Origin of the sequence: Exiguobacterium sp. s193 (assembly GCF_018618755.1) — a bacterium.
Taxonomy (GTDB): domain Bacteria; phylum Bacillota; class Bacilli; order Exiguobacteriales; family Exiguobacteriaceae; genus Exiguobacterium_A.
In genome coordinates this window covers 601,822-617,930 of sequence record NZ_JACSMR010000001.1, presented here as the reverse complement: position 1 = coordinate 617,930, position 16,109 = coordinate 601,822, and the positions used below count along the sequence as shown (strand labels likewise).

Here is a 16,109-nt window from a genome sequence, read left to right as displayed (position 1 = left end):
TCGCCTCGTCTTCAAAGCGGCAATCGGTCACGCCGCTACAGCAAAGCTGCAGAGTCGCGACCGATTGCTTTTCGCTTCAAAAGCGATTCGAGACGGATTGCGCCCTAAACCGTCTGCATGACTGGCTTTCCGTCATAGTGTTACCTAAAAAGCGTCACGTTTCGTTGACTCCTGCGGGGAAAAGTGCGTTTTTAACGCACTTTCAGAGGCAGGCAAGACCCTGCTCGTTGTCCGTTAGGATCAAGGAGCAACGGCTTGCGCCTCGCCCGAGGAAAGCAACGAAAAAAGACGCTTGATCTCCCGATGGCACTTTGTCTACAGCCTAACAGGACCCCTTCGTATAAACGGAGGGGTCCTGTTGTCGGTTAAAGACTAAATCGTCAGCTGCGTGTTATAGATAGTGCCGTTGCCGATAATGGGTTGGCGTCTCACCTGTCGCTTGCTTAAACGCCTGACTGAAGTGGCTTTGGCTCGAAAAATGTAATTTGTTCGATATCGTCAATAAGGAGTCGTCCGTTGAGCGAAGGAGACGCTGTGCTTCCCGAATCCGCTCGCGAATGACATATCGGGCGAGCGGCAGTCCCGTTTCATCTTTGAACAGGACAGACAGGTAATTGGCAGACACATGAATCGCATGACTGATCGACGAAACGGACAATGGTTCATAGAGATGTTGTTGAATGTAACGGATTGCGGCTAAGACATGGGGCGAGTGTCGCAATTCTTGGATTTGTTTGACCGCTTCCGCAAAGCTAACCGTAATCCGGACATGACGATTACGGAGCTCAGAAATACTGTTTGCGGCTTCAATCGAATCAATCATCCGGTCACTGAGTGAAAAAGCTTCGTCCGGTTCGAGACCACCGAGGATCGCAGCCCGTGCACTCAGCAAAACGGTACCGAGCAACAGGTTCTTTTCCGCCCGGAGTGGTTGGTGGCGGGCGAGCGAACCAAACTCTCCGTAGGCAGGTAAAGAATAGGTCGTCGCCAACCGTTCGCTTTGACCGGATGAAATCCAGTCGATGATTTGCTGTTCCCGTTGCCACGCTTTTCGGTAAGCTGTCGTACCTGTATGCGAGGGGACATCGGCGACTAGCGGAATTTCTGCTTCAGCCACTTCCGATTCCATATGAATCTTGCGGGAGGGAAGTTGTTTTCCGTTCAATAATCGATAAACGAGATGGGCGCAGTCGACCAACCGGTTTTCTGTTGTCCGCGGTAACGACTTATAAAACTGGTGGTAGGACTCATCTTGAATGTGCGCGCGAAATAAGGCCGATTGAAGGAGGACGGGGCCAATCCGGTATTGTCCTTGCGCTGCGACGGTGATGAACAAATAAGCCGTTCCATCTTTTAATGTATAGAGCAGGGGAATGTCTGTTGTAGCGGGCCAGTCCTCTTCGATCGGCAAGTCGTCAGGATGAATCGGGGCTAGCGGACGGACGTCGAGTTGAAGTCGGTCATGAGATTGATAGGTGACGAAAAAACCGGTCGTCCCATAAATGCTCTCTGCGATTTGTATTAAGTCCTCTTGATCTAAGCGATCCATCTGTTTGCTCCTTTCTAGTCAAGTTAATATGTCTAGTCTAAGCGGTGTTCAAGAAATTGTATAGGGTCATACCGTGATACCAAGGTAGGACGAATTAAAGCTGAAACCGTTTCTTATCCACGAAAAAAATATAAATTCAAAAAGGAACCCAGTTGGACTAGGTTCCTCGGCGTGTAGATAGAGCAACATGAGGTGACAAAAGTGTCTTCCTTTTTCATGCGTGTCCCAGGCACACACTAAACCATCGTGAAAAAGAAGAATTTACATCGAAATGGCCGATGATTCCGTGAAAATTGGAATCATCGGCCATTCGATTAATGGAGGACGGAAACGATCATCCTCGACTCCTATGGGAAAAGGAAACGTGATTCGCGTTTCCGTCAGGATTAGGTAAGACCCGGCATGACCGCATGAAGTGCGGGCTGCCGCGGCTTACCTTCCGCCCATGGAAAGCGAGGATGGCGGAAACGTCCGTCACAAGGATGGATGTTAGTCAGCCCCTCTTTTTGAATAACAGCCTTACTGATTGGATTGATTTGATTCGGAATCGGTAAATGTATCTTCTGAAGACGCTTCCGTTGATTCTTCAGGTGTGTTCTCCACTTCAATCGTCGACTCATCGAGGAGTGAGATGGCTACTTCGTCTGACTGGTCTAGCGTCGTTTCAACAGAAGAGGTATTGCTTTTTTCGTCCGATGCATCTTCCTGTTCGTCTCCAGTGCTGTGTTCCGTTACTTCTTCAGGAACTTCGTCTGTATCATCAATCTGGAAGTCGAATGTTAATTGATGCAGTTCATTTGCGATATGTGCCAAGTGCGTCGCTGCCGTCGTGACGGCTTCGATGGTTGCATTCGTTTCCTGGATACTTGCGGCACTCGTTTCGACACCCGCAGCATTTTCTTCCGTCAAGGCGAGGATCGTCCCCATCGCGTCAGACACTTCTTCCGTCGCATTCGTCAATGCGCTGATATCACTTGTGAGTGATTCCGTCCGGCGAGAGACATGATGGACGGAACCGGCGATTTGTTCGAAGTCGACGCCCGTCGTTTTGACGGATTCGAGCGAGAGTTTTAAGTCATCCATGACGTGGTTCATCGCACTCATCGCAGTATGCGTCTCTTTTTGAATGTTATCGAGGAGCTGTTTAATTTGTTTCGCTGAATGATCGCTTTCTTCAGCCAGTTTTCGGACTTCACTTGCAACGATGGCAAAACCACGCCCTTGTTCACCGACCCGTGCTGCTTCGATTGCAGCGTTGAGCGCTAATAAGTTCGTTTGACTCGAAATCGCCTGTAAGGTGCCAAGGATTTTTCCGATTTCGCCGGAACGTTTGCCGAGGAAGTCGGACGTATTTTGGATTTCCTGTTCGAGTGAGACGGAATGTTGGAGTAAATCCGTAATCGTCTGTTTTGTTAAAGAACTTCCACGCGTCGCCGCATCAGCAACGGAAGCGACTTCAGATAGTGTCGTGGCAGCAGCTTGCTGCATTGCTGCTGAACGTTCTTTGACACCATAGACCGCATGTGAGGACCGTTCTGCTTGCTTCGTCTGTGTTTCTCCAGCAGAGGCGATTTCTTCCATCGTCAGACCGATTTGGTGAGAGGCATTTTGAACGTGTGTCGCATTCGCCGATAAGTCGCTTGAGGCATCACGGACCGTTACGGCTGACTGGGTCATCGCCGTAATCGTTTGGCGTAATTTTTGACGCATCGTGTCAAAGTTTCCACCTAAATCGGACAGTTCATCACGAATTAGACGGTTCGGTCGTTTCGGTGTCCGTAAGTCACCACTAGCGATGGCAAGTGCTTCTGTCCGGAGTGTCGACAACGGACGATTAATAGAACGGCCAATCAACCAGGCAATGATTGTCGCAAGCGCAATCGCGACGACAAAATTAATGAGCGATTGTTTGAGCATGGCATCTTTTGGTGCATACAACGACGCATAATCAAGCACGACCGCAAGCTTGAAGCCTGTTTTGGATGACAGTTGCCAGATGACGACTGATTTTTTTCCGCCGACGTCCATAATCGTTGAGCCGGATTCTTGATCAATCATTTCTTTTGGAGCACTGAAATATGCTTTTCCGTTGTTACGGAGTTGATCAAGCTTCTTGAAGAAAAAGTTTTTGTTTGGATGGGTGACGACTTTTCCGTCCTTTGTGTAACTGAATACGAAACCGTCTTGTCCGATTTCGATTCGTTTCATGTCTTCCGACAGACGGTTGATGCTTTTGTAGACGGACAAGACACCTTTGATGTTCGCTTGTTCGTCAAGCGTCGCCTTCGAGAAGCTGATGATGGAGAGTTTTGTGGCTTCGTCATAATACGGTTCACTCATCGCGACCGTGCTCGAATTTTCAAGTGCTTGTTTATACCAAAGTTCACTGCGGGGATCATAACCGGCCGCCACATCTTGTTTCGGCCAGTTTAAGTAACCACCTGTTGTATCAGCATATTGGATATAGGAATTTTCGATTTTCGATGAACCGTATTTTTCGAGGACGCTGTAGATATCCTTCGCTTTTTGAGAGGGCTCCTCTCCTTGGGTTGGGAGATCCGATGCATCGGTATAGTTCGGCAACTTCCCGTTCGCCCGGTTAAACGGTAAACCGGCGAGTAAGGTCGTATCTTTTTTTGTGTCATCGATGATGCGGGAGAAGGATTGTTCGAGTTGCTTTAGAGCTGTTTGCGAGGTTGAATCGACGAGGTTCTCAACGGTTTGACTCGTTTGTTGGTACGAAAACCAGGTCGAAGCCCCTAGTGTCAAAGCGGGTAATAAAATGAGGCCGATAAAAAGACGGCGGGTGATGGGAAGACGCATATGTAATTCTCCTATCTAAATAGTCTTTAAAATCTGTCTATTCTGATTATCGGAAGGGTAGAGTTAAATATGAAGGAATTATCGGGAGAATTTCATGATTTGAGAAATGAATCGAATGGGAGTTCATGATAAAATAAGGTGGGTGTCACAGAGTGACTAGGGAGGAACTTAGAAATGAACATTGCTTTTTTCTTACTACCAAAAGATGAAGTCAAATACTTAGATCCTGAATCGACGGTCAGACAAGCACTTGAAAAGATGAAGCATCATCGATTCACGTCAGTCCCACTCGTTGACGATAAAGGAAAATATGCCGGAACACTGACAGAAGGCGACGTCCTGTGGGCGCTCGAAAAAAACCTGGAACATGCGGATTATGACCATGTCTTGCAGACGAGACTGACAGATATAAAACAACGTGTCCGTTACAAACCGGTTTCGATCACAGCGCAGATGGAAGAGATGATTGAAGTCATCACCGATCAAAACTTCGTACCGGTCATCGATGATGGGAAACACTTCATCGGCATCATCCGCCGGCGTGATATCATCGATTATTTTGCTAAAAAAGTAGCACGAGAGAACGTCCAATACTAAAATCTAGTATTAAAAGCACTTATTTTCACAAAAAGTGGGGGTAAGTGCTTTTTATTGACCTCTTTTCGCTTCACGAATCGCTCTGCCAGGACGATATACAGACATAATGACATATTAGGGAGGACGATGTGTTGCGACGTTTACAACCAGTCTCCATCGTAGAAGCATTCCGGAAACGCTCCTACTATAAAACATTTACATGGATGATTTCGATTATTGGACTTTTAGCAGTATTGATTGCAGCGCAGCAACTGATTAAAAATTTAGATGAGGGATACGGATACAAACGAGCGAGCGACATGATGGGAGTCTTCGATCAAGTCAATCGTGTCGAGCGGGATTTGACGCATTACTACTATCTGTCATTGAACGATCGTGTCGATGACTCTTTGACACAACAAGTCGAGTGGTCGAAAAAAGTCGGAGAAGAGCTTAGCTCCTTGAGTAAGGCTTTGAAGAAAAGAGACACGAATGGCCCGGCAAAAGCAGATTTGTTAGCTGAAATCGAGCAGATTCAAACATCCGGATATGGGACGGATCATCGTTTCTTTACGGCAGTGACAAATTATAAAAGTGAGATCTTATTTAATCAATTGGTCCTCAGTCAAGATACCGGGGCGTATTATTCCTTGTTCTCCAATCTTTTTTTGATGGAAAAAGATTTTGGGAAAGCGGGACAAACGTTACTGAATGCAGACGAGGACAAACAACTGGATGCGATTGATTTGATACGGATTCGTCAAATCCGGCAAGATTTAAATTCACGAAACGACACACTGGTTAAATCACTTGAAGCTTCGACTAGTGCTGACGATGAGTCGGCAAGGCGGGATATTTCCGTGATGAAAAGTCAAATGATTGATTATCTTCAAGTCATCGACGCGACGGTCCGTGAACCGTCATTGAGACAATACGGTACGCTCGAGCGTGTTTCCGATCGTTATCAAAGTAGTATGTATCGTCTGTTTGATCAAGCGGTCGTCGATGTCCAGACAGAGATGGTCGACAGAGGAAATGACATCATTCGAAACGCCTGGTTGATGTTCGTTGTGACATGTCTCGTCATTCTGGCTTTATTGTTACTGACGCTCTCGTTGTTACGGGCCTTCCGAAAGGACCTCGTCATGTTGCAAGAAGAAGCGAATGTCTTTGCGGAAGGACAACAACAATCGTTCTATCAAGTACCGAAGCGAAATGACTTCCACCCGGTCGTCTATGCGTTTCGGACGATGACGGCGATCATTTCCGGGCTGCTGGATTATAACGACCGAAAAACACTTGAGCTGAAGCAAAAGAAAATCGAAATTGAATCACTGTTCTCACAAAATACCGATCCGATTGTCGCACTGTCGGCTGATTTTACACTTTTGAACGGGAATGAACAGTTCCAACGGTTGGTCCGGACGACCGAGTGGATGACGATTGAAGAGTTGATTCATCCGGCAGACTTAAATCGTGTCCGCAGTGCATTGAATCAAGCAATCGACGGAGACAGTCAAACGATTCGCTGTAAAATGATTTTCCAATCAGACATTCGGAACATGTTCGTCAATATTATTTACGTTCCCTCTAAAAGTGACGACGGCATTGCGCTTTATTTAATGTGTCACGATGAAACGGATCAAATCAAGCGGGAAGAACGGATTACGCAACTCGCGCTGTATGACGTATTAACGGGGCTACTCAATCGAAATGGATTTGAACAGAAGATGACAGAAGCGTTAGCCGAGTTTCAGCCTGGTGAGCTCGTAACGGTTGGGGTGCGTCAGTTCCGACGGATCAATGACGTCTATGGACATAGTGCGGGCGATTTAATCTTAAAAGAAGTCGCAAACCGCCTCCGTCGTCATTTCATCGGTACGGGCTCGGCAGCACGAATCGGTGGAGATGAATTCGCAGTCCTCGTCTCACAACAAGGACTCGTTGATTACCATGAGCTAAAACGTGTCATGGAGCTGCCGTATTACGTGAACGGTGAACAAATCAACGTCAGTATCAGCATGAGCATGGTCCGTTATCCAAACGATGCGGTAGCCGTGACGTCACTCCTGTCCTCGGTCGATATCGCGATGCAACATGCGAAACGGGATCAAGCTGGCAATCCGGTCTGGTTCGAAGCATGGATGAGCGAGGAATACCGGGAATCGGTTGTCCTTGAAGCAGAGTTACGTGAGGCGATTGCGAAAAATGAGCTGCAATTATTTTATCAGCCTCAAATCAATTTAAAAACGGGACACGTCGAGGGCTGTGAAGCATTGCTCCGCTGGTTCCATCCGGAGCGGGGGATGATTAGTCCGGCCGTCTTCATCCCGATTGCTGAACGCTCGATGTTGATTGAGGAAGTCGGCATGTGGGTCGTCCAAGAAACGGTTAATCAAATCAAACGTTGGGATCAGACGCCGCTTGCTACACTGGGTGTGTCCGCTAACCTATCGGTGAAGGAACTGGTGTCCGGCCGGATTGTCGAGTATTTATCCGACATCAAGGAGCGCCATCCGGGGATCGAGCAACGAATGGAACTTGAAATCACAGAATCGTTTGGTGTCTTTTCAGATAAACGGGTCTTCGATGCGTTAGAGACACTGCATACGATAGGGTACCGACTGGCAATCGATGATTTTGGAACGGGTTATTCATCCCTGTCCTATTTAAGTCGTCTCCCGATTCAACGTTTAAAAATTGACCGTTCGTTCATCAGTGGTGAAGACGCGTGTTCGAATGCCCCGTTGATTGAAACAATCATCAAGCTCGCGCATACATTGAAGTACGATGTCGTCGCGGAAGGAATCGAGCAACTCGAACAAAGCGAAAATTTACGCAAACTCGACTGTGAGTACGGACAAGGTTTCTATTACTCCCGTCCGATTCCGGCAGAGGAGTTTGAAATCTGGTTCATGCGTCACCAAGCGGCATTAAAGACGTCTTGATATGTACCGGTTTGAACCGAAGCGCATGAGACAAGCAAAACCCGAAAGTTCCTCATCTCTTGATTAAAGAAATGGGAAGCTTTCGGGTTTTTGTTATCGCTAGAAGATACTACAGGCTGTAGACAAAGTGCCATCAGGAGATCAAGCGTCGTTTTTCGTTGCTTTCCTCGGGCGAGGCGCAAGCCGTTGCTCCTTGATCCTTAGGGACAAGAAGCAGGGTCTTGCCTGCCTCTGAAAGTACGTGAATCACGCACTTTTCCCCGTAGGAGTCAACGAAACGTGACGCTTTTTAGGTAACACTATGACGGAAAGCCGGTCATGCAACCGGATTGTCTCTCGTTATCGCATGTTCACGCTTCATAAGCGTTTGTCTACACGCTGGATACTTGTTTAGTAGTGATCGTTCGTTAGACGCGGTCGAGTGCTAAGTCGTCTGCTTGTTCGAGATAAGCTTTGATTGGTGCGACCGCTTCGTCGACTGTTCCGTCAGCGAAAGGTGACTTCAAGCCGGCGCGTTCGACAAGTGCGAGGAAGCTTTCTGACCCGCCTGCTTTACAGAGCGCGAGATACGATTTCCAAGCGGCTTCCCGGTCTTGTTCCATCCAAGCATAGAACTGGAAGGCACAGACTTGAGCGAGCGTGTAATCGATGTAATAGAACGGGCTGCCGAAGACATGTCCTTGTTGATGCCACCACGCACCTGAATCGAGGTAGTCATTCTCCTCGTAGTTGCGATGCGGAAGGTATTTCTTCTCAATCGTCCGCCATGCCTGGCGCCGTTCGGCCGGTGTGAGTTCCGGTTTGCTGTAGATGACGTGTTGGAACTCATCGATTGCGACACCGTACGGTAAGAAGGTGACCCCACCAGCCAAGTGACTGAATTTATACTTCGACGTTTCTTCACCGAAGAATTCTTCCATCCATGGGTACGCGAAGTATTCCATCGACATCGAATGGATTTCACAGGCCTCGTATGTCGGGAACCCATACTCCGGTGTCGTGAAGTGACGGCTTTCATAGACTTGGAAAGCGTGACCGACTTCATGCGTCAAGACATCGATATCTCCCGAAGTCCCATTGAAGTTCGAGAAGATGAACGGTAGTTTTTCGTCAGCGATGTAGGTACAGTACCCACCGCCTGCTTTTCCTGGTTTCGCCGTCAAATCGAGGGCGCCACGTTCTAACATATAGTCGAAGAACTCATTTGTCTCAGGAGACATCTCGCGATACATTTTCTTTCCACCCTCAATGATGAATGCTTCCTCGCCTTGCGGTGTAGCGTTTCCTGATTTGAAAGCGAATCCTTCATCATAGTAGTAGAGTGAATCGACACCGATCCGGCGCTGTTGGCGTTCTTTTAATGACGTCGCAATCGGAACGATCGTCTCAAGGATTTGCTTGCGGTAATCTTCGACCATCGATTGGTTATAGTCGACGCGAAGCATCCGGGCATATCCGAGCTCGACGAATGAAGGGAAGCCGAGCGTCGTTGCGATGTCAGTCCGGACATGGACGAGTTTATCGTAAATCGTATCGATTGCTTCGCCGTGTTCTTTTAAATAACCGTAACGTGCTTCTGAAGCTGCTTTACGGACAGCGCGGTCAGGTGACTGCAAGTAAGGACCGAACTGAGATAAGTTCAACGTTTTGCCATCAAATTCGATTTCGGCAGAGGACATCAACTTCGTGTATTCACTCGAGAGGCGATTTTCTTCTTGAAGCTTCGGTATGATCTCTTCCGAAAAAGTTTTTAAGCTTGCTTCTGCTAAGAGGAAGAGTTGTTTCCCCCAAGTCGTTTCGAGCTGCTCACGGAGCGCGTGCGCCGTCAATACATGATAATAACTCGAGACGTAGCCTTGATAGACGGGACCTGCTTCATCAAAGAAACCTTGTTCCGTTTCGTAAAAAGCATCACGTGTATCAATCGTATGACGAATCTCGACGATTTGGCTCGCTGTTTCGAATTGGTTTCTGAGGGTATTAATCTCAGTGATGGCTGCGTTTGCCTGTTCGACTTGTGTGGCTTCTTTCAAACGAGAAATTGCGTTTTGCATGGTCGTTTCTAAAACATTCAGATCAGGACGGACATATGTAAGTTCTGAAAATGGTAACATGTAAGCGCCTCCTTTTGATTTCTAACTATTATCACACAAAAATACTTGCAAAACTAGAGGGACAAACGTATGCTTTTTGTGAGAACGTGAGCGAGTTGTTCATAAACACGCTCCTATAAAAAAATCGAATCTTCTTAAATGAAGAAAACGATCAAGAAAGTAGAGGGATAGTATCATGGGATTCTTTAAAAAATTGTTTGGTGGCAACGAAGCAGGAAACGCTAAAATCACTTCTGCACTTACAGGTAAAATCGTCAGCATCGAGAACGTACCCGATCAAGTCTTCTCACAAAAAATGATGGGAGACGGAGTTGCAATCGAACCGACAGAAGGTAAAGTCGTCGCGCCGATCAATGCGACAGTCGAAACGATTTTCCCGACGAAACACGCAATCGGACTTAAAGGTGAAGATGGTCTTGAACTATTGATCCACATCGGTTTAGATACAGTTAACTTAAAAGGTGAAGGTTTCACGGCACACGTTCAATCGGGCGATAAAGTCAAAGCAGGCGATGTTTTGGTTGAGTTTGATTTAGATTACATCCGTGCGAATGCCCCTTCATTAGTCACACCAATCATCGTCACAAACCACGATCAATTCACACTTTCTGCTGTTCCTGCTGAAGGTACTTCAGTCGTTGCAGGTGAAACAGAATTGTTCAAAGCAACACATAAATAATCTGATTACGCGCGAATTTTCGCGCTTCTCTTGAAACTCTCTTATCTTACGAGATGAGGGAGTTTTTACTATGCCGAAAAAGGAGTATCCGGGCGGAAAAGCTTCTCCCTGTTTCGTACTCCGACCGGACCTTACTGTTTTGTAAGTCGATTGAAAGTTAACGCAATCCCTCAAAACGTGAACGCCCAGTAGACTGAAGGTAACGAATCGACTTCAGGAGGAACAAGCATATGAAAACCATTTTGAATGCAGAAAACATTACGAAGGTGTATCAAACAAAAATGGCGCAACACGAAGCATTAAAACCAACGTCACTGACCGTTCATGAGGCAGAGTTCGTCAGCATCATGGGTCCGTCCGGTGCCGGGAAATCAACACTGCTCAATCTTTTATCGACGATCGACCGGCCGAGTGAAGGAATGATTTCCATCAACGGTGAAAATGTCACGGACATGCGTGAAAAACAATTGGCACGTTTTCGGCGCGAACAACTCGGCTTCATCTTTCAAGACTTTAACTTGCTTGATACGATGACGGTCGAAGAAAACATCGCTTTGCCACTCGCACTGGCCCGCATCGAGAAAACGATGATTGTACTGCGTGTCGAACAGGTCGCACAGCAACTTGGAATCGAAGACTTGTTGAAGAAACGGCCGGTTGAACTTTCAGGTGGTCAAAAACAACGTGTCGCAGCAGCACGCGCAATCATCCACCAACCGTCCCTCATCCTAGCCGATGAACCGACGGGGGCCCTTGACTCGAAAGCAGCGACCCGTTTACTTGAATCTCTCCAAACGTTGAATGAACAAGGGGCAACGATTTTGATGGTGACCCACGATCCGGTCACGGCGTCTTATGCGGAACGAATCATCTTCGTCAAAGACGGGGAGCTGTTCCGCGAAATCCACCGCTTCGGGACACAAAAAGAATTTTTCGAACAAATCATGGAAGTCCAACGCGAGCTCGGAGGTGCGGCACGTGAGTTTGTCTAAACTGGCCTTTCGTAATTTGAAAAATATTCGTCATAATGCGATGTACCTGGGAGCTGTGACGTTTGCAATTTTGATCTATTATACGTTTTTGGCGATTCGCTCGAACGAGGCGATGCTTCAAGCGAATGAACTGTATGGTAAGCTCGGGACGGTCTTTACAGGGGCAAGTGTCATATTGGCCATTTTTTCTGCCATTTTCATCTGGTATTCAAGTGATTTTTTCTTACGTCGCCGTAAGCAAGAACTGGGTTTATATGCGTTACTTGGACTTGAACGAAAACAAATCGTCCAACTGCTGTTCATGGAAACAATCGGGTACGGGATGATTGGGTTAGTCCTCGGCATCGTTCTCGGAACGATTGCCTCAAAATATTTTGTCCAGCTCCTAGCCTACGTCATGGCAATCGATATCGAAGCAACGTTTACGATTAGCTTGGCTGCAATCGGTCAGACGATTGCTGTGTTCTGCATAATATTTTTCCTGATTGCACTCCGGTCAGCACGAACGATTTACCGTTTCACCTTGATCGAACTGTTCCGGGCAAAACAACAAGTCGAAGGGATTCCGAAAGTCCATCCGTTTCTCGCCGTCTTATCTGTTCTCTTGATTGGTGTCGGTTATTACTTGACGGGACAGCCCTTGCTGGATCACTTCACAGTAGTCGCACCACTTGTGATGATCTGTGTCATCGTCGGAACGTTCGGAACGATGAGTTACTTCACGATTTTCCTGTTGCGCATCTTGAGTAAACGGGCGCAGCATTTTAAAGGGACGAACTTGATTGTCCATGGTCAACTGTTGTCACGCGTCAAGTCGAACGCCGTCATGTTATCGACGATTACAGTTATCACAGCCGTCACGTTAACGACGGTCGGCACCGCGACATCGATTTACTATTTCATCGATCGGACGGTCGAGCAACAGATGCCATATAGTTTATCGATCGCGAGTAAACGGGCCGAGGCAGAACGATTAATCAAGAACTCGAACCAAACGATTGAACAGCGGACGATGGTCAACGTCAAAAACGTCAATCACCGGATGGAGGAACTTCCGAACCCCTTATATTTGACGAAGTACTACCAGACGTACGGCTTGGAGGGCGAAAAAGGACAGTTCAGCTATATCAATTATTCGGATTACAGCAGATTAGCGAAAGCGAACGGAAAACGTGTGTTGTCAGCGCCGAAACAAGACGAAGCAATTGTCCTTGAGACATTCAAAGGCAATGAGTTGTTGCAGGAGCGGGTCAAATCACCAATCGGAATCAAAATCACTGACGTCCACTCTACTTTTCGGATCACGGACGCAACGGATTTACCAATCGCTCAACTGTATGAGAAACAACGATTGGCATTCGTTGTCTCGGATGATGCGTTTGCGATGATGCCGGAACGGGCGATGCTCTTGACGAATTATCAGTTCGCAGATGAACGGACGGATGATGGATTGATGAAAAAACTCGAGGCACTTTACGGAAAACAGGCAGAGACGGATATGGCCGCTTATTATCCGGTGTATGCGATGACGACGGCAACGACAGGACTGCTCGCATTTGCTGCCGGATTCCTTGGACTTGTCTTTTTACTTGCGACCGGTTCAATCATCTACTTCAAGATGCTAGCGGAAGCGGAAGAGTCGAAACAACGGTTTACAATCATTCAAAACATCGGGGTCGCGCGGGAGGAACAGGCAAGTATCATTCGCCGCCTTGTCGGATTCGTCTTCTCCTTGCCGTATGTCCTTGGGCTTGTCCACAGTCTCGTAGCGATGCAAGTGCTTCAAAAATTACTCAATTACAATATCGTCATGCCGACACTTCTTGCAATCGGTTGTTATACGGTCGTATATCTCGTATATTACATCATGACCGTTCGGGCGTATCGACGGATTGTGATGTAAGAACGGTAGACTGGAAACGAATAATCGTTTTCAGTCCTTTTTTTGTTCGGTATGATAGATGATGAAGGAGATGAATCATCCGATGGAAACGATTTTATTAGTAGAAGATGATCCAAAGATTGCAAAACTGCTTCAAGAATTACTCGAACGTTATGATTTTCATGTCGTCCATGAAGACGGTCTGGGGGATGTCGTCACCCGATTCGAGGAGACGAAACCAGACGTCATTTTACTGGATGTCAATCTACCGAAGTTTGACGGGTTTTATTGGTGCCGCCAACTTCGCCTGAAAACACGGGCACCGATTTTATTTATTTCCGCCCGTGTCGGTGAAATGGACCAAGTCATGGCGCTTGAATATGGTGCAGATGATTATATCGTCAAGCCGTTTCAAGGAGCCGTCGTCATCGCAAAGATAAAAAGTCAGATTCGCCGGGCCTATGGAACACTATCAAGCGAAAAGGATGAGCGGACCGTCCATAAGGCCGGAATCACGTTATATTTAGACCGTTATATCGTCGAAATGGGTGAACGGTCAATCGAACTATCAAAAAAAGAGGGCTTGATTTTAGAGATGTTACTGACGGCAAGTCCACGTATCGTCAGTCGGGGGGACTTGCTCGAACGGATTTGGGATGATGAGGCATTTGTCGATGAAAATACGTTAAATGTCAATATCACCCGTGTCCGAAAACGGTTAGCGGAAATCGGAGTAGTGGGTCTTGAGACGGTCCGCGGTGTCGGATACCGCTTGGTGTTTGATCAATGAAACTTTTCTTCCGTTATTCACTTCCCGGACTCCTCTTTTTTATCATTCAACTCGCAGGATTGTTTCTTGTCCTTTGGTTGTACGATCTCTATCAACCGGCCGCCTTTTTTTACATCATTTTATTAGATACGATTGGACTCGCCATTTATTTGAGCTATCGTTTCTTTAGTATGCTTCCGTTGCTCAACCGGTTACATAACCCGATCACGTCCGTCGCAGAACCGATTCGACCGGGCAGTGAAGAACCGATTGCAGCAGCGGTCGAACTTTTTTTAGAACGACAGCAGACGATTTTTCGGAACAGTCTGTTCGCCGAGCGAAGGAAAGAAAAGGAACGGCACCGTTATGTCGACCAGTGGATTCATCAAATGAAAACACCACTATCCGTCATCGAATTGATTCTTGAGCATCCGGGAGAAGATTATCAGGCGGACTTGCGTCATGAAGTCGAACGTTTGCGGACAGGACTGGACCAAATGTTGTATTCGTCACGCCTTGAAGCAATTGAGACGGACTTGAAAGCAGAACAATTGCATTTACGGACGCTCGTCACAGGAATCATCAATCAGGAAAAACGACTGTTCGTCAAAAATAAAGTCTACCCGAAACTTGAAATCGACCGTTCGCTTTATGTCTATACAGATGCGAAGTGGTTTCGTTTTCTCTTGCTGCAACTCTTGACGAATGCCGTCAAATATACGACGGGACATGGGAATGAAGTAGTCATTCGGGCAACGGAACAAGACGGGCAAGTCATTCTGACGATTGCGGATGATGGGGTCGGGATACCGAAGCGGGATTTACCGCGTGTCTTTAATGCTTTCTTCACGGGTGAAAATGGACGGAGGTACGGCGAATCGACTGGTATGGGGCTTTATTTCGTCCGACAGGTCTGCATGAAACTGGGACATGAAATCGAACTGGATAGCAGTGAAGGGGTGGGTACGACGTGTCGCATGAAACTGGTAGGAGGACAAACAGATGATTGAAGTCAAACAGCTTGGAAAAGTCTATGCCGGAAAAGTGACGGAACAGCCATTGACGGATCTCAATTTTCGGGTGGAAGAAGGCGAGATGGTTGCCGTGATGGGTCCGTCCGGAAGTGGAAAATCGACATTGATCAATTTACTCGCGACCCTCGACCAACCGAGCTGGGGTGCGATTTTGATGGACGGGGTCGATACGGCGACATTCAAGCGGAAAGAGACGACACGCTTTCGGCGAGAGACGCTCGGAATTATCTTTCAAGAATTTAATCTGCTCGATTCGTTGACACTTGGTGAGAATATGCTTGTGCCGTTGATGTTGACTGGCAAAAAAACGCAGCAGGCGCGTGACGAGATGCTGCATCTCGCAAAACGTCTGCAAATCGATGAGTTACTCGATAAACAAGTGGATGAAGTATCCGGGGGACAGCGGCAACGGACGGCCATCGGTCGGGCGTTGATCCATGCGCCACGTCTGATGCTCGCCGATGAACCGACCGGAGCACTCGACTTCCAAGCGACAAAACATGTAATGGAATTACTTGCTGAATTGAATGAAACAGGAATGACGATGGTCATCGTCACACACGACCCGACCGTCGCCTCGTATTGTAACCATGTCTTATTTTTGAAGGATGGTAATATTCAAACCGAGTTGTTTCGTGACGAACCGCGTCGTGTCTTCTTTCAACGCGTCATCGAGTCGTTGTCGTTACTAGGGGGGGACGAACATCAACTATCTACAATACGCCCTACGTAACATCAAACGC

General features: G+C 47.2%; 11 protein-coding genes. 8 read left to right on the top strand and 3 right to left on the bottom strand.

All coding sequences use genetic code 11. From position 1 onward, the window contains the following. Positions 1-391: 391 nt before the first annotated feature. Positions 392-1,549 carry a helix-turn-helix domain-containing protein gene (locus KNQ04_RS02970; RefSeq protein ID WP_214847176.1) on the bottom strand — a complete coding sequence of 386 codons (1,158 nt, stop codon included), beginning with the start codon at positions 1,547-1,549 and terminating at the stop codon, positions 392-394. A 519-nt stretch (positions 1,550-2,068) separates the two neighbouring features. After that, a complete protein-coding gene (locus KNQ04_RS02965; protein WP_214847174.1) occupies positions 2,069-4,372 on the bottom strand; it encodes a methyl-accepting chemotaxis protein in 2,304 nt (767 codons plus the stop codon). A gap of 174 nt (positions 4,373-4,546) precedes the next feature. On the opposite strand from KNQ04_RS02965, the gene KNQ04_RS02960 reads away from it, so the two are divergent. Beyond that, positions 4,547-4,969, top strand: a complete 423-nt coding sequence (locus KNQ04_RS02960; RefSeq protein ID WP_012371366.1) for a CBS domain-containing protein — start codon at positions 4,547-4,549, stop codon at positions 4,967-4,969. Positions 4,970-5,097: 128 nt separating this feature from the next. Then, positions 5,098-7,896 (top strand): putative bifunctional diguanylate cyclase/phosphodiesterase, encoded by a 2,799-nt coding sequence (locus KNQ04_RS02955; RefSeq protein ID WP_214847172.1) that lies wholly within the window; start codon positions 5,098-5,100, stop codon positions 7,894-7,896. 407 nt (positions 7,897-8,303) lie between these two features. On the opposite strand, the gene KNQ04_RS02950 is transcribed toward KNQ04_RS02955, so the two are convergent. Beyond that, a complete protein-coding gene (locus KNQ04_RS02950) occupies positions 8,304-10,010 on the bottom strand; it encodes a M3 family oligoendopeptidase (RefSeq protein WP_214847170.1) in 1,707 nt (568 codons plus the stop codon). A 175-nt stretch (positions 10,011-10,185) separates the two neighbouring features. Between KNQ04_RS02950 and KNQ04_RS02945 the strand changes: the two genes are divergently transcribed. The 6 genes from KNQ04_RS02945 (at position 10,186) to KNQ04_RS02920 (ending at position 16,099) form a co-directional block, all read left to right on the top strand. Beyond that, positions 10,186-10,689, top strand: coding sequence for a PTS sugar transporter subunit IIA (locus KNQ04_RS02945; protein WP_214847168.1), 504 nt, complete (start codon positions 10,186-10,188; stop codon positions 10,687-10,689). 230 nt (positions 10,690-10,919) lie between these two features. After that, positions 10,920-11,681 (top strand): ABC transporter ATP-binding protein, encoded by a 762-nt coding sequence (locus KNQ04_RS02940; RefSeq protein WP_214847166.1) that lies wholly within the window; start codon positions 10,920-10,922, stop codon positions 11,679-11,681. Then, entirely contained in the window at positions 11,668-13,584 is a 1,917-nt protein-coding gene (locus tag KNQ04_RS02935) for an ABC transporter permease (protein ID WP_214847164.1), read from the top strand. The genes KNQ04_RS02940 and KNQ04_RS02935 overlap by 14 nt, the downstream gene beginning before the upstream one ends. Positions 13,585-13,666: 82 nt before the next feature. Continuing rightward, positions 13,667-14,353, top strand: a complete 687-nt coding sequence (locus KNQ04_RS02930; RefSeq protein ID WP_214847162.1) for a response regulator transcription factor — start codon at positions 13,667-13,669, stop codon at positions 14,351-14,353. Then, on the top strand, positions 14,350-15,342 hold the full coding sequence (locus tag KNQ04_RS02925) for a sensor histidine kinase (RefSeq protein WP_214847160.1): 993 nt from the start codon (positions 14,350-14,352) through the stop codon (positions 15,340-15,342). Before KNQ04_RS02930 ends, KNQ04_RS02925 begins: the two co-directional genes overlap by 4 nt. After that, a complete protein-coding gene (locus tag KNQ04_RS02920) occupies positions 15,335-16,099 on the top strand; it encodes an ABC transporter ATP-binding protein (protein ID WP_214847158.1) in 765 nt (254 codons plus the stop codon). Before KNQ04_RS02925 ends, KNQ04_RS02920 begins: the two co-directional genes overlap by 8 nt. Positions 16,100-16,109: the final 10 nt, after the last annotated feature.

Coding starts and splice junctions, on each gene's coding strand:
- KNQ04_RS02940 (WP_214847166.1), top strand. CDS start 10,920: ATGAAAACCATTTTGAATGCAGAAAACATTACGAAGGTGTATCAAACA.
- KNQ04_RS02970 (WP_214847176.1), bottom strand. CDS start 1,549: ATGGATCGCTTAGATCAAGAGGACTTAATACAAATCGCAGAGAGCATT.
- KNQ04_RS02920 (WP_214847158.1), top strand. CDS start 15,335: ATGATTGAAGTCAAACAGCTTGGAAAAGTCTATGCCGGAAAAGTGACG.
- KNQ04_RS02925 (WP_214847160.1), top strand. CDS start 14,350: ATGAAACTTTTCTTCCGTTATTCACTTCCCGGACTCCTCTTTTTTATC.
- KNQ04_RS02945 (WP_214847168.1), top strand. CDS start 10,186: ATGGGATTCTTTAAAAAATTGTTTGGTGGCAACGAAGCAGGAAACGCT.
- KNQ04_RS02965 (WP_214847174.1), bottom strand. CDS start 4,372: ATGCGTCTTCCCATCACCCGCCGTCTTTTTATCGGCCTCATTTTATTA.
- KNQ04_RS02960 (WP_012371366.1), top strand. CDS start 4,547: ATGAACATTGCTTTTTTCTTACTACCAAAAGATGAAGTCAAATACTTA.
- KNQ04_RS02950 (WP_214847170.1), bottom strand. CDS start 10,010: ATGTTACCATTTTCAGAACTTACATATGTCCGTCCTGATCTGAATGTT.
- KNQ04_RS02930 (WP_214847162.1), top strand. CDS start 13,667: ATGGAAACGATTTTATTAGTAGAAGATGATCCAAAGATTGCAAAACTG.